The sequence below is a fragment of the Actinoallomurus oryzae genome (genome assembly GCF_039541955.1).
In the GTDB taxonomy this organism is placed as follows: domain Bacteria; phylum Actinomycetota; class Actinomycetes; order Streptosporangiales; family Streptosporangiaceae; genus Actinoallomurus; species Actinoallomurus oryzae.
Genome location: NZ_BAABHF010000046.1, coordinates 399,071 through 412,544, shown reverse-complemented (window position 1 = coordinate 412,544; position 13,474 = coordinate 399,071). Strand labels below are relative to the sequence as shown.

Sequence of the window (13,474 nt, the reverse complement as noted above, 5' to 3'; positions counted from 1 at the left end):
GCACTTGCCGGTCCCGCCCTGATTACAGTGATGCGATGCGTGAAACGCCGGAAGAACTCAACGAGCTGCAGGTCCTGCTCGACGCCTCCCTGTCCCGGTCCACCGCCCACCTCCGCTCGATCATCAACGCCGAGCGCACCCTGACCGCGGAGCAGCTCACGCAGGTCCTCACCGGCATGTGCACTGTCGCCCTGTCCACCGTGACGGCGAAGGGCGAGCCGCGGATCAGCGGCGCGGACGGGCATTTCCTGCACGGCAAGTGGCACTTCGGCACGGCGCGCGGCGCCGCCAAGGCCCGCCACCTCGCGACCCGCCCCGCGGCCAGCGTCGCCCACATGCGCGGCGAGGACCTGGGCGTGTTCACGCACGGCAACGTGGAGATCCTCAACCCCGAGAACGGCGAGCCGGCCGTGGACTGGCCGGACCTGCTCGCGTACTTCAAGGACTTCTACGGCGACGACGCCTTCAACTGGGACGACGATGTGGTCTTCTACCGGCTGCACCCGCACTGGATGACCGTCTTCGCCCCCGACCTCGCGAGACTCACCCGTTGAGGGGCGTTCCCGCCGGTCCTCGGCTCAGCGGACCGACAGGCCGCCGTCGGCGCGGAGCAGTTCGCCGGTCATCCCCCGGGCCGCGGGTGAGGCGAGGAACAGGTACGACTCGGCCAGTTCGGCGGCCTCCAGGACCGAGCCGAGGGGGTTCAGCGCGGCCACGTCCGCCGCGGCCGCTGTCGGGTCGGTGAAGACCTCGTCGCCGGTCGCCGCGCGCAGGCCGGTCAGAATGCCGCCCGGTGCGACGCCGTTGACCCGTACGTCCGGGGCCAGGCGGTTGGCCGCCCAGCGCAGGACGCCGACCAACGCGTGCTTGGCCGCCGTGTAGGCGATGCCCGCGTGGTTGTCGCCCACGAAGTGGGCCGCGTCCGACAGTGTCATGACGACGCAGCCCCTCGCCCGTACCAGCTCGGCCGCGCCCGCGCGCAGTGCGAGCACGTAGCCGAGCACGTCGACCTCCAGGACCCGCCGTGTTCGCTCGGCCAGTTCGGCCGGGTCGGTGTCCAGGCCGAGTTCGCCGTCGTGCACGCCCGCGTTGGGGACCAGGACGTCCAGGCCGCCGGCCGCCTCCCGGGCCGCCCGTACGGCGCGTTCGTGCACGTCCGGGTCGCGTACGTCGCCGGTGACCGAGACGTGGGCGGCCGGGCTCGGCGTCAGGTCGACGCCCACCACGTGGTCTCCGCACGCGGCGAACGCCTGCGCGACGGCCGCGCCGATGCCCGAAGCGCTCCCGGTCACCAGCACCGACCGGGGCGCGCCGCCGTTCGCGGTCACTTGCCGCGGGTCGCTCGGCCCAGCAGCAGGCCGATCACCAGGGCGAACAGGAGGGCCGCGGCGGTCTGGACGTACGTGCGCGCCCGGCCCGCCATGACCGCGCCGAGCACGTCGAACGGCTCCGGCTCCGCCACCGCCGCGGACGCAGCCGCCGGAGCGGCGGTGGACTTCGGCTCCGGCTCGGCGGGCGGGGCCTCGGCGGGCTCGGTTGCCCGGGGCGGTGATCTCCTTGGCGAGGTTGGCGGCGAACTGGTCGATCAACCGGGAGGAGACGTCGGCGAGGATGCCCCGGCCGAACTGCGCGGCCTTGCCGGTGATGGACAGCTCGGTGGCCACCTCCACCCTCGTCCCGTCGTCGAGCGGGACGAGCCGCATCTCGACCTCCGCGGAGGCACGGCCCGCGCCGCGCTGCTCCTTGCCGGACGCGGTGATCCGCGCCGTGTGGGCGGCCTCGTCGGTGACGGTCACGGTGGCCGTCCCGGTGTAGGAGGCGGTGATCGACCCGATCTTGATCTTCACCCGGCCCGTGTAGGCGTCGCCGTCCTGTCCGTCCAGGACCGTGCCCGGCAGGCAGGGGGCGATGCGCGGGACGTCGAGCAGGATGTCCCACGCCTCCTTCACCGAAACCGGGACCTCGAACGCGTTCTCCAGCCGCATTGGCTCACTCCTTCGATGTGGGGTCGTCGTCGTCCAGCCCGGTCTCGTCGTCCAGGCCGGTCTCGTCGTGCAGGCCGGCCTCGTGCATGAGGGTCCACATGCGGGACGGCGACAGGGGCGTCTCGACCAGGCGTTCGGCGATCTCGGGGACGGCCGCCGCGACCGCGTTGCCCACGGTGACCGGGGACAGGATGGTGCCGCCCTCGCCCAGGCCCTTCATCCCGCCGGGGATGTGGGGCGCCGGCGTGCACATGTGAGAGACGTCCATGTCGGGGATGTCCTCGGCCGTGGGCATCACGTAGTCGAGGTACGACGTGGTGATCGGCTGCCCGGCGGGGTCGTAGCGCATCTCCTCGTGCAGTGCGATGCCGATGCCGTGCGCCACGCCGCCGACCACCTGCCCGTCGGCGATCATCGGGTTGACCACGGTGCCCGCGTCGTGGACCAGCCAGTAGTCCTCGACGCGCACCTGGCCGGTGTCGAGGTCGACGGCGACCGCGGCGGCGTGCGCGGCATAGGAGTAGGAGACGTTCTCCGGGTCGTGGACGTCCTTCTCCTCCAGGTCCGCGCGCTCGCCCGGGGGCAGGTTCCAGCCGAGCCAGGCCCGCTCGGCGACCTCGGCCAGCGTGAGCGAGCTGCCCGGCACGCCCTTCACGCTGAACACGCCCTCCTCCACCTCGATGTCGCCCGGATCGGCCTCGAGCCGGTGGGCGGCGATGCGGACCAGGCGCTCGTGCAGCCGCGCGCCGGCGCGGACGACCGCGCCGCCGCCGACCACCATGGAGCGGCTGGCGATGGAGCCGGAGGCCGAGTACGGCGCGGTGGCCGTGTCGCCGAGCCGGACCCGTACCGCGCTCATCGGCACGTGGAGCTGCTCGGCGGCGAGCTGTGCCAGAGTCGTCTCGATCCCCTGGCCCATGCCGACCACGCCGGAGCTGACCAGCACCGAGCCGTCGGGCTCCACCCGTACGACACCGGTCTCGAACCCGCCGAGGTGGAAGCCGACGAGCTGCTGGGTCTTGGACGGGCCGAGCCCGGTGAACTCCACGTGGGTGGCGACGCCGATCCCCCGGCGGATCCGCCCCTCCGACGGCCGTGACCGTTTCTCGATCTCCGCGCCGACCCGGCGCAGCGCCTCGGGGTAGTCGCCGGAGTCGTAGCGCTGGTACGTGCGGGTGTCGTACGGCAGGTCCCCGGGCTCGAGCATGTTGCGCAGGCGCAGCTCCACCGGGTCGACGCCCAGCTCGCGGGCCGCCTCGTCGACCAGGCGCTCGCGCACCCACGACGCCTCCTGCATGCCGAAGCCCCGCATCGCGCCGGTCGGCGTCGTGGTGGTGACGACGCCGCGGATCGTGGTGCCGGCGCGCTCGAAGCGGTACGGGCCGGGCAGCATGATGGAGGAGATCCGGAACGGCCCGGTGCCGACGTTGGAGGCGTGCGCGCCGCAGTTGCCGAGGATGTCGCTGTGGATCGCCAGGAACCGGCCGTCCTCGTCGAGCGCGAGACGGGCGCGGTGGACGACGTCGCGGGCGTGGAAGGTCGCGCCGAAGTGCTCGCCGCGGTCCTCGATCCACTTCACCGGGCGGCCGGTCGTCATGGCCGCCAGGCAGGCCAGCGCCTCGTCGGCGTACAGGTGCTCCTTGCAGCCGAAGCCCCCGCCCACGTCGCGGGCGATCACGCGGACCTGGTCGGCGCGCAGGCCGAGCACGATCGCCAGATGGTCGCGGATGTGGTGGGAGACCTGGGTGGAGATCCACACGGTCAGCGCCTCGGTGCCCGCGTCCCACTGGGCCACCAGTCCGCGGGGCTCGATCGGGTTGACGGCCAGGCGCTGCACGTGGAGCCGGCGCTCCACGACGCGTGCCGCCCCGGCGAACACCGGCTCGATCTCCTCCCCGGTGTCGCCGATGTCGTACGAGGCGACCACGTTGGTGCCCCATTCGGGGTAGAGCAGCGGAGCGTCGTCGGCCAGGGCCGCCTCGGCGTCCACGACGGCGTCCAGCTCGTCGTAGCCGACGTCGATGACGTCGAGGGCGTCCTCGGCCGAGGCGCGGGTGTCCGCGACGACCACGCCGAGCGGCTGGCCGACGTACCGCACCTCGTCCGTGGCCACCGGCACCCGCGTGTGCCGCTGCTCCGGGGCCAGCCACACCAGCGGTAGCTCGTGGGTACGCGCCATCGCCTGCTCCGGGGTGATCACCGCGTGGACGTCCTCGTCGGCGAGGGCCTCGGTGGCGTCGAACCGGGTGACGCGCCCGTGCGCGATCGACGCGCGCACCATGACGGCGTGCAGCATGCCGGGCAGGGAGATGTCGTCGACGTACGTGCCGCGGCCGGTGAGCAGCCGCGGGTCGTTGATGCGCGCCACGCGGGCGCCGACGAGCCGGTTCACGCCGGGGTCTCCTCTCCCCGCGCCGCCGGCAGGGCCGCCCAGCGCCGTCGTACGGCGGCGCGAATGCCCTGGTAGCCGGTGCACCGGCAGACGTGACCGCCGAGGACGTCGCCGCACGCCTCGGCGCAGGAGACGCCCGCGCGCTCGGCGGCGAGCATGCTCATGAGGATGCCCGGGGTACAGAAGCCGCACTGCAGGCCGTGTTCGTCGCGCATGGCCTGCTGCATCTGCGAAAGCTCGCCTTCGGGGGCGAGCCCCTCGACGGTCTCCACCGCCGCTCCGTCCGCCTGGACGGCGAGCGCCAGGCAGGAACGCATGGGCACGCCGTCCACCAGGACGGTGCACGCGCCGCAGACGCCGTGTTCGCAGCCGACGTGGGTGCCGGTGAGGCCGAGTTCGTGGCGCAGGAAGTCCGACAGCAGCGTGCGCACCTCCGTCCGCCGTGTCATCTCCCGCCCGTTCACCGAGATCGTCACCTCGCGGGTCTCCGCCTTCACGCCGCAGTTCCTCTCTGGCCTCTCTGGCTCCGGTCCGGCCAGGTATCGATCGTCCGGCGTACGAGCGTGGCCAGGACCGCTCGCCGGAAGTCACCGCTGCCGTGCACGTCGGAGGGCGGGTCGACGGCCCGGCGCGCCAGCTCTCCCACCGCCCGCGCCGTCTCCGCGCCGAGCGCCGCCCCGCTGAGCGCGGCCTCCGCCTCGCGCAGGCGTACGGGCCGGTCCCCGACGCCGGTCGCCGCGAGCCGCGCCGCCCGTACGACGCCGTCCTCGACGTCCAGCCCCAGGCAGACGCCGGCCACCGGGAAGTCGCCGTGGTGCCGGGCGAACTCGGTCCAGCGGAACTCCAGCTCGGGCCGTACGGGGAAGACGACCTCGGTCACGAGTTCCTCGGGCTCTCGCGCCGTGGTGAACACCGAGACGAAGAACTCCTCCCAGCCGACCGTGCGCTCCCCTCCGGCGGACCGGAGCACGACCGCGCCGTCGAGGGCGGCGAGGACCGCCGGCAGCTCCGACGAGGGGTCGGCGTGGGCGACGTTGCCGCCGATGGTGGTCCGGTTGCGGATCTGCGGGTGGGCGATGTGCCGTACGGCGTCGGCCAGGACGGGAAGCGCGTCCGCCAGGGCCGGGTCCTTCTCCACGGTCGCGGCGCGGACGAGCGCCCCGACCCGGACCGCTGCGGCCTCGACCCGCGACGCGTCGAGGCCCGGCACCCGGTTGATGTCGATGACCACCTCGGGCCGTGCCAGCCGCATGTTGAGCAACGGGACGAGACTCTGTCCGCCGGCGAGCACACTGGCGTCGTCGCCGTGCTCGCCCAAGGCGTCGAGCGCCTCCTCCACTGTTCGTGGATCCAGGTACGAGAACACCGCAGGCTTCACACGACCCCCTTTCACGGGGAGACATCGATCAACTGGGTCGGTATTTTTGTCATCTGTATGACAGAGCGCAAGAGGTTGGCCTGGGAATTTATGTTACGAAGCTCTGTACGTGCCGGAGCCGGCCCGCCGACCCGCGCACTCGGTATGATGAATGACAAGGTTTCGAAGCACGCGAGGAGGACGTCACATGCCCGGCTCTTCGAGCCGCCGCGGCGGGCGCGGCGCCCCCGGCGTCCTGCCCCGCATCGGCAACGGCTCACTGGCCGAGCAGACCACCCGCACCCTCCTCGAAGCGATCATGGAGCGGCGCTTCCCCGGCGACCGGCTGCCCAACGAGCCCGACCTCGCCGAGCAGCTCGGCGTCAGCCGCACCACGATCCGCACGGCCCTGCAGACCCTCGAACGCCTCGGCGTCGTCAGCCGGGCGCCCGCCCGCGGCACCCAGGTGCGGCCGCACATCGGCCGCGAGAGCATCCTGCTGCACCGGCTCATCGGCTTCCGGGGCATGCTGGAGGCGGGCCACGACGAGGTGCACCTCGAAGAACGCATGGACGTCCTCGACCACGGCACCGAGCCGGCCGTCCAGGCCCTCGGCCTCGACGAGGGCACCGCCATGGTCGTGCACGACAAGACCATCGTCGCCGACGGGCGGCCGGCGGTGCATCTGCTCCAGGAGGTCCCCCTGGAGTACGTCGCCGAGGACGTGCGCCGCAAGCTCGTCGCGGGACGGCGGTTCGACATCCCCGACAGCATCTTCGAGTTCAGTCACCTCTGGCCCGGCCGGGAGATCGACCACTCGGTGGTCGAGATCGTCCCCTCCGTCGTGCCGGACGATTCCGCCTTCCCGCTCGCCCTCGCGCCGGGCACCCCGCACATCGTCCTGTGCGAGACCCACTACACGTCCGGCAACGAACCGGTCGCCTACTCCCGCGAGATCGTGGACGACGAGATGATCCGCTTCCGCCTGGTCCGCAGCCGCTGACCTGGCCTTTTCCCGGGCCCATGGAGACCGCCGCTGGACGTTCGGCTATCTTTGTCATACATATTTCAAGGAGGCAGAGATGCGCGCCGTAACCGTCCGCGAACCCGGCGGTGAACCCCGGGTCCACACCCTCGCCGACCCCGTGCCCGCGGCGGGCCAGGTCGTCGTCGACATGCTCTACGCGGGCGTCAACCCCATCGACGTCTGGATCGCGCGCGGAGAGCTGGGCGACGCCGTTCCGTTCCCCCACGTCCCCGGCTGTGAGGGCGTCGGCACCGTCGACGGCACGCCGGTCGCCCTCATCGCGCCCGGGGTCGGCCGGGCGCGCCCCGGCACGTACGCCGAACGCGTGGTGGTGGGCGCCGACGAGATCGTTCCGCTGCCGGAGGGAATCGACCCGGTCCAGGCCGCGGGCGCGAAGACGGCCGGCCTGACCGCGATGGAGGTGCTGGAGAGGAGCGACCTGACCGGCGATGACGTCGTCCTCGTGCTCGGGGCGAGCGGCGGGGTCGGATCGTTCGCGACCCAGCTCGCCAAGAACGCCGGGGCCCGGGTGCTCGCGCACACCACGGGGGCGGCGAAGGCCGAGGCGCTCGGGCGGCTCGGCGCCGACCGGGTGGTGACGGCACCCACGCCCGACTCGCTCGCCGCCGCCGTCGGCGACGACCGGCCGAGCCTCGTCCTGGACGGCCTCGCGGGCGGCTGGACGCAGGCCGCCATGGAGGCCGCCGCCGAGGAAGGACGCATCGCGGTGTTCGGCACGAGCGCCGACCGGCGGCTCACGCTCGACGCGCGGACCCTGTACGGCAAGCGTCTGCGCGTCCAGGGCGGCAACCGCGCCAAACCCGCCACCGCCGTGCTCCGCGAGGAGCTCGCCGGGCTGCTGTCGTTGATGGCCGACGGCAGGGTCCGGGTGCCGGTCGGCACGCCGCTCCCCCTCGACCGGGTCGCGGAGGCCCACGCCGCGATCCTCGCCCGCACCGCGCTGGGAAAGATCGTCCTGTCCGTACGGGACTGATCGGCGTCACGCCGGAAGCCGCCTCGCGCGTCATGCCCGAAGCGGCTTCCGGCCGGAGCACAGAAAGTCAGGCGGCTTCCACGGCGTCCGGCTGCGGGATGCTCTCGACGGCGCGCGTCCCGGGCTCGCGCCCCGCCAGGCCGACCAGCGCGAAGACCATGGTGGCGGCGCCGAGGAAGACCCAGGCCACGGTGTACCCGCCGCCGGGCACGATCAGCCCGAACACCCACGGGAGCACGAACCCGCCGACGGCCGTGATCGACAGCATGAGGCCGACCGCCGTACCGATGTTCTCCGGGCTGACCGACCGATCCTCGCCGGGCACGGTCTGCCAGACGGCGAAGCTGCCGTTGAAGGCGAAGCCGACGATGAAGGCGGGGACCCAGAACCAGCCCGCGCCCGCCACCGGGACGAGCAGGAGGCCGACGGCCTGCAGCGCGGTCATGGCGACGACCACCGGGCGCCGCCTGCCGAACCGGTCGGAGAGCCAGCCCGCGACCACGCTGCCGGGAATCCCGGCGAGACCGATCACCAGCGCGGCGGCGCCGGCCACGCCCGACCCGAACCCGCGCCCGTCCTCGCCGTAGGTCTGCAGGAGCTGCGATGCGGCGAAGTAGGCGCCGTAACCGCCGAGGAACGCGACGCCGTACACCCAGAGCAGCGGGTTGCCCAGCGTCTCCTTGACCGCCTTGCGGCTGAGGCTGACTCCCGCGAGGTTTCCCGCGCCGGGCGGCACCCGGAACACCACGCCCACGACGACCCCGGCCAGGGCGCAGAGCGCTCCGCTGAGAACGAGCGCGTGCCGCCAGCCCAGGGCCCCGACGACATCGGCCCAGACGTACAGGCCGAGCGCGGCGCCGAGGCTGAAGGTCGCCGACACCACGCCCAGGGCGAAGGCGTGCCGCCGTCCCGTGAACCACACGCTCACCGCCGCGATGCCGATCCCCGCGTAGACCGACGCGCCGACCCCGCACACGATGCGCAGCACAAGAAGGAGACCGTAGTTTCCGGCCATGCCGGACAGCACCGCGGCGACGCCCTCCAATACCAGCCCGATGACGAGCGTCGCCCGCAGCCCGAGCCGCGTGGACAGGAAGCCCGCCGGGATGTGACAGATGCCGTAACCGGCGACGAACGCGGAGATCAGCAGGGCGACCTGCGGAATCTTCATGTGGAACTCGTCGCTCACCGCGCCGAAGGTCGGCGCGATGTCGAACCAGTTGAGCGTCATGAGCACGAAGCCGAGCGACACGACGGTGAGCACGGCCCAGCGTCGCGCGTCGGATTCGGGTGACCGGGCGGAGTGAGAGACACGGGAACTGGGCATGGGCGGCCCCCTCGGGTTCCGGAGAGATGGTCCTGGATGGTGGTTCGTCACCGGCCGATGAACGATGAGGTGCGTTGGCTCTTCGTCGAGCTGCTCAACCGAAGCGGTACTGATCAGCGGTATGGGCGCCAAATTCAGGAGTTCATACTTTGTATGACCAAGATTCCGGCTGTCAAGGGTGTCCGCGGGCGATCCGTTGGAGTAGGGGGACGGCGGACGAGGCACCCGATGATCTCGGCCGGCGGAGCGTCACACGGTTTCGCAGTAGCCTGTGGAACCAACGCGTGATCAAGCGAAGAGCGAGGGATCGCATGGCACCGGTCGACGACGGGGCTCGGCCATGACGGCGCGTCCCGCTCCTCCTGGCCGCGATCCTCGGCCGGCGTGCCACGCGATGTTGCTGCGGCTCGCGGGTCGGTTGCCCGATGAGTTGCTGGCCGAGGAGCGACACTGGCTCGCGATCGGCCGCCTGGATCACATCGGCCGGACGGTACCGATGGCGGCGGCGACGTTGGGCGTACCGCTCACCGACGCCGATCTCGCCGTGCTCCGCGACCTGCGGGACCGGTACCGGTTGGACGGGACGCGGCTGATGTCGGTCGAACGTCAGGAGGGCGAGCCCGCCCCGCCCTACCGTTTCGCCGCCGCACCGCTCGCACAGCACCGTGCCGGTACGGATACCGGCGACTCTGCGCACTCGACCGATGCGCTGGACCGAGCGGTGATCGGTGTCGTCTCCGCGGAGGACGGCACCATCGAGCTGGTGCGGTCCTACCGGTACCACCGGAACCTGGCGATCATGCCGCCCAAGCGCCTGTACCTGGTTGAAACCGAACCAGGTGTCGAGCCCTACCTGCTCACCCTCGATCTCCAAGCCGCCATGGCCGGGCACGGTGAGCCGGACCCGCTGGCGGAGGTGTACGCGGCCGACGCCGCGCTACCGCCGTATCACCGGACGGCGCTCGAATCCGGTGTCCAGCTGTGGAGCCGTGTGGGCCGATGAATCGGTCCGTGGCGGCCGCAAGATCAGAGGGGAAGTGACGTCGATGGGCCTCCGACTGGCTCGCAGCAGCTCCGAGGCGTATCTGTACATGGCGCGGCAGCCGTGCGAGGCCTGCGGGACGGCGGGCTTTCACCCGGCACGATCGGCATCGGAGATCGTCGAGGACACGCTGGCCCGCCGGTACGAGGGCGCCTGCGAGCGATGCGGGGCGTCACGCGAGTTCGTGTTCCGCGTACCCGACGAGCCGTTCGCCCCGGTCACCGCAGAGCAGGGTTTCGGCGATTCCCGCCCTTCCGAGCTGCTGGATCCCGGTGAATGGCTGGAGATGGCCGATGGGATCCTGGCCGCGATACCGGTGTCGCCCGCGGGACTCACCGACGCCCAGCGCCGTGAGGCGTACGCCGATCTCGACGCGGGCGCCGCCGCGCTGGAGGAGGTGCTGAAGTTCGTTCCCGCCGGCGCCGACTCGGTTTCGCCGTTCGCGTTCTGGACCGAGCGCGGGCGTCGCATCAGTCTCGACTCCCGCTGGCGTTTCAACGCCGAGGGACTCCGTGACAGCCTCTCCAAAGTCCGCGCCGCCCAGCGGAGCTTCGCCGGCTGACACAGATAACGGAGAAGGGCGACGATGGAGCAGGCAGGACGCGGGCGATCTCGGCCGGCGCGTCCCGGGCCCGCCTGCCGGATGAGTCAGTGGGTGACCTTCAGGCCGACGACGCAGCCGACGATGCCGGCGAGGAAGAGAAGCTTCAGCACCGAGACGGTCTCGGCACCGGTGAGCATTCCGTAGGTCACCGTGAGCACGGCTCCGATGCCCACCCACACCGCGTACGAGGTGCCCACGGGCAGGGCGCGCATCGCGTACGCCAGACCGGCCATGCTCGCCACGATCGCGACGGCGAAGACGACGACGGGCACCGGTTTGGTGAACCCCTGCGAGCGGTCGAGGGCCGTGGCCCACACCGACTCCAGGACACCGGACAGCACGAGCACGAGCCATGACATGAGGTGTGCCTCCACCAGTGCCGTCTTGTCGCTGGTCGGGTACGGCACCCCTCGTCCGAGAGCGCGGTCGGGCTCACGGCCACGGTATCAAGCGGAGCCCGCCGCGCTTCCCACGGTGACGGCCGGTCAGCCGAGGTGACCGGCGATGATCCGGGCGTAGTTCAGCTCGCCTCGCTGGTTCGGGTGCAGCGGCGCGGCCAGGTTGACCGGCACGTACCCCTCCACCCACTTCGCCGTGGCCGACCGGCACGCGTCGTGGCCGGTGCTCGGGGTCTCCACGTCCACGTACTCCGCGTCGTGCGCCCGGGCCTCCGCCTCGATGACGCCGTTCAGCCGGTGCACGTTGCCCTGCAGGTAGTCGGCGTCCACCGGCAGCACCGGCTGGAGCGGCCAGCAGCCGCCCGGCTTGACGTACAGGCCGTAGCCGGTCACCAGCACGCGCGCCTTCGGGGACCGCTGATGAATGCCGTCCAGCACGGCGGCGAGCCGTGGCCCGACCGCGTCGACGCGCTGGGCGACCTGGTCCACGCCGCCCTCGGTGTACCGCGCCTTGCAGGGCGTCGCGGTCGGGTCGAGGTTGACGCAGTCCTCGGCGATGCCGACCAGCCCGGCGTCGTTGCCGCCGATCGTCAGGGTCACCAGGGTGGTGTCCGCGGTCAGTGCGTCGAACTGCGGTGGCGCGGTGCCGGTGGACACGCCGGCCACGCTGAGGGACTGCGACTCGGTCATGTGCTTCGTCTCGGCCCCGCTGCAGGTCACGTCGTGCAGTTCGGCGCCCAGCTGAGCCGCCAGTTCGTGGGCGTAGTTGTGCGTCGAACGCCCACAGCCCACATTTCCCGTGATGTTGGGAATGAGCGGTCCCGACGCCATCGAATCGCCCAGCGCGACGTACTTCTGCCCGGCCGCGGAGGCGGGCGGTGCGACGACGCCAATGGTCACCGCGAACGCAGCGGCGGCGCCGAGAGTACCGGCGAGAATGCGACGGAGGCCGTGGACGGAGGGCGAGGGCATGGCGGCTCCCGGCTGTCATGGAATGCTTTGCGCTCATCATGCAGACTCACAACGGATCCTTTAACTGGTGAGTAAGGCAGACTTCCGCGGGAGCTTTTGTGACGGATCACAATGAGGGAATCTCGCCGCTGCGCATCGCGGGACGGCCGGTGGCCGGCTACCTGCGGGCCCGTGTTCCGTCGCTGACCCGGCGGGTGGTCGACCGGCTCCGCGCCGAGCTCCCCGTCTACGCCGAACTGCCCGCCGAGGAGGTCACCGGCGATATCGCGGATATCGTCCAGCACAATCTGCGGCTGTTCGCCGACGTCATCGAGCGCCGCGCCGAGGCCGATGACCACCGGTTCGCCGTGCAGCGCGATTCGGCGGCGCAGCGGGCCGAGGAGGGCGTTCCGCTGGACGCCATCCTCAGCGCCTACCTTCTCGGCGCGGAAATGGGCTGGAATGAGATTTCGGCCGGGGCGGAACCGTGCGATCTGGCCGATCTACAGGAGACGCTGTCGCATTTGCTGGCTTTCCAGCGACGGCTCGTATCCGAGGTCACCGCGGCATATCTGGAAACGCGCCAGGTGCTGGACGTCCAGCAGCATCGCGACCGGCATTCGCTGATGGCGGCGCTGCTGGCGGGCGACCCGCCGCCCTCCCCTCCGGCCGGGACGCGACCGTCGCCGCTCTACGTGGTGATGACGCTCGCGCTGGGCCCGCATCCCGACGAGAGCCGCCCGGGGCCGCGGACCAGGGTCGCCGCCCGGCGGAAGATCCGCCGGGTGCAGTCGACGTTCGACCGCTTCGCCGGCGAACCGGCCCTGACCGCTCTGGACGGCTCGGGCGGCACCGCCCTGCTGCCCGTCGGCGCCCCGCCCGCGTGGGAGGACCTGTGCGCGCTGGTGACCCGTGCCACGCGGGCGGCCGACGTGCCCGTCACCGCCGCGGCCTCCGTGGTCGAGCCGGCGGGCGTGCCGGCCGCGGTCACGCAGAACACCGAGATCGTGGAGCTGGTGACGCGGACGGGCCGGGCGCCCGGCCTGTACCGGCTCGCCGACGTACTGCTCGACTACCAGCTCAGCCGGCCGGGCGAGGCGCTGACCGCCCTGGCCTGCCTCCTGCGGCCGCTGGAACCCAAGCCGGAGCTCCTCCAGACGCTGGAGACCTACCTCCGGCAGAACCTCGACCGGCGGCGCACCGCCACCGCGCTGCACGTCCACCCCAACACGGTGGACTATCGCATCCGCCGCATCACTCAGCTCATCGGCCTGTCCCCGGCCCGTGCGGCGGACCTTCCCCGCATCAACGCCGCCCTCGTCGCACGCCGCTCGATCGGCCCGTACGGCGACGGCCCCCGCCCGGCCGCGGATCGGCCGGGCTGATCGCAGGCGCGC

General features: G+C 72.0%; 13 protein-coding genes and 1 riboswitch. Of the genes, 6 read left to right on the top strand and 7 right to left on the bottom strand.

Translation table 11 applies throughout. The features are described from left to right. The first annotated feature begins 35 nt into the window (after positions 1 to 35). Entirely contained in the window at positions 36 to 554 is a 519-nt protein-coding gene (locus ABEA10_RS38245; RefSeq protein ID WP_345472475.1) for a pyridoxamine 5'-phosphate oxidase family protein, read from the top strand. Between the two features lie 24 nt (positions 555 to 578). On the opposite strand, the gene ABEA10_RS38240 is transcribed toward ABEA10_RS38245, so the two are convergent. From ABEA10_RS38240 to ABEA10_RS38225, 4 genes are read right to left on the bottom strand one after another with little or no spacing between them, the layout of a single operon-like run. Further along, on the bottom strand, positions 579 to 1,985 hold the full coding sequence (locus ABEA10_RS38240) for an SDR family oxidoreductase (protein ID WP_345472473.1): 1,407 nt from the start codon (positions 1,983 to 1,985) through the stop codon (positions 579 to 581). A 4-nt stretch (positions 1,986 to 1,989) separates the two neighbouring features. Next, positions 1,990 to 4,377 carry a xanthine dehydrogenase family protein molybdopterin-binding subunit gene (locus tag ABEA10_RS38235; RefSeq protein ID WP_345472471.1) on the bottom strand — a complete coding sequence of 796 codons (2,388 nt, stop codon included), beginning with the start codon at positions 4,375 to 4,377 and terminating at the stop codon, positions 1,990 to 1,992. Further along, positions 4,374 to 4,874 (bottom strand): (2Fe-2S)-binding protein, encoded by a 501-nt coding sequence (locus ABEA10_RS38230; RefSeq protein WP_345472469.1) that lies wholly within the window; start codon positions 4,872 to 4,874, stop codon positions 4,374 to 4,376. The genes ABEA10_RS38235 and ABEA10_RS38230 overlap by 4 nt, the downstream gene beginning before the upstream one ends. Continuing rightward, entirely contained in the window at positions 4,871 to 5,755 is an 885-nt protein-coding gene (locus ABEA10_RS38225) for an FAD binding domain-containing protein (protein ID WP_345472467.1), read from the bottom strand. Before ABEA10_RS38225 ends, ABEA10_RS38230 begins: the two co-directional genes overlap by 4 nt. A 187-nt stretch (positions 5,756 to 5,942) precedes the next feature. On the opposite strand from ABEA10_RS38225, the gene ABEA10_RS38220 reads away from it, so the two are divergent. Beyond that, positions 5,943 to 6,737 (top strand): GntR family transcriptional regulator, encoded by a 795-nt coding sequence (locus ABEA10_RS38220; RefSeq protein WP_345472465.1) that lies wholly within the window; start codon positions 5,943 to 5,945, stop codon positions 6,735 to 6,737. A 79-nt stretch (positions 6,738 to 6,816) separates the two neighbouring features. Then, positions 6,817 to 7,755 (top strand): quinone oxidoreductase family protein, encoded by a 939-nt coding sequence (locus ABEA10_RS38215; protein ID WP_345472463.1) that lies wholly within the window; start codon positions 6,817 to 6,819, stop codon positions 7,753 to 7,755. A gap of 67 nt (positions 7,756 to 7,822) precedes the next feature. On the opposite strand, the gene ABEA10_RS38210 is transcribed toward ABEA10_RS38215, so the two are convergent. Next, on the bottom strand, positions 7,823 to 9,082 hold the full coding sequence (locus ABEA10_RS38210; protein ID WP_345472461.1) for an MFS transporter: 1,260 nt from the start codon (positions 9,080 to 9,082) through the stop codon (positions 7,823 to 7,825). 394 nt (positions 9,083 to 9,476) lie between these two features. Between ABEA10_RS38210 and ABEA10_RS38205 the strand changes: the two genes are divergently transcribed. Together ABEA10_RS38205 and ABEA10_RS38200 are read left to right on the top strand one after the other, a co-directional pair. Further along, positions 9,477 to 10,085, top strand: coding sequence for a hypothetical protein (locus tag ABEA10_RS38205; RefSeq protein WP_345472459.1), 609 nt, complete (start codon positions 9,477 to 9,479; stop codon positions 10,083 to 10,085). 43 nt (positions 10,086 to 10,128) lie between these two features. Beyond that, complete coding sequence (locus ABEA10_RS38200; RefSeq protein WP_345472457.1) at positions 10,129 to 10,686, top strand: hypothetical protein; 558 nt, start codon at positions 10,129 to 10,131, stop codon at positions 10,684 to 10,686. Positions 10,687 to 10,772: 86 nt separating this feature from the next. Here ABEA10_RS38200 and ABEA10_RS38195 read toward each other — a convergent pair whose 3' ends face one another. Together ABEA10_RS38195 and ABEA10_RS38190 are read right to left on the bottom strand one after the other, a co-directional pair. Next, positions 10,773 to 11,087, bottom strand: a complete 315-nt coding sequence (locus ABEA10_RS38195; RefSeq protein WP_345472455.1) for a DMT family transporter — start codon at positions 11,085 to 11,087, stop codon at positions 10,773 to 10,775. Positions 11,088 to 11,101: 14 nt separating this feature from the next. After that, positions 11,102 to 11,167, bottom strand: a riboswitch (guanidine-III (ykkC-III) riboswitch). A 46-nt stretch (positions 11,168 to 11,213) separates the two neighbouring features. After that, positions 11,214 to 12,098: an SGNH/GDSL hydrolase family protein gene (locus tag ABEA10_RS38190; protein ID WP_345472453.1), complete on the bottom strand. Its 885-nt coding sequence runs from the start codon at positions 12,096 to 12,098 to the stop codon at positions 11,214 to 11,216. A 98-nt stretch (positions 12,099 to 12,196) separates the two neighbouring features. On the opposite strand from ABEA10_RS38190, the gene ABEA10_RS38185 reads away from it, so the two are divergent. Further along, entirely contained in the window at positions 12,197 to 13,462 is a 1,266-nt protein-coding gene (locus tag ABEA10_RS38185; protein ID WP_345472451.1) for a PucR family transcriptional regulator, read from the top strand. The last annotated feature ends 12 nt before the right edge of the window (positions 13,463 to 13,474 follow it).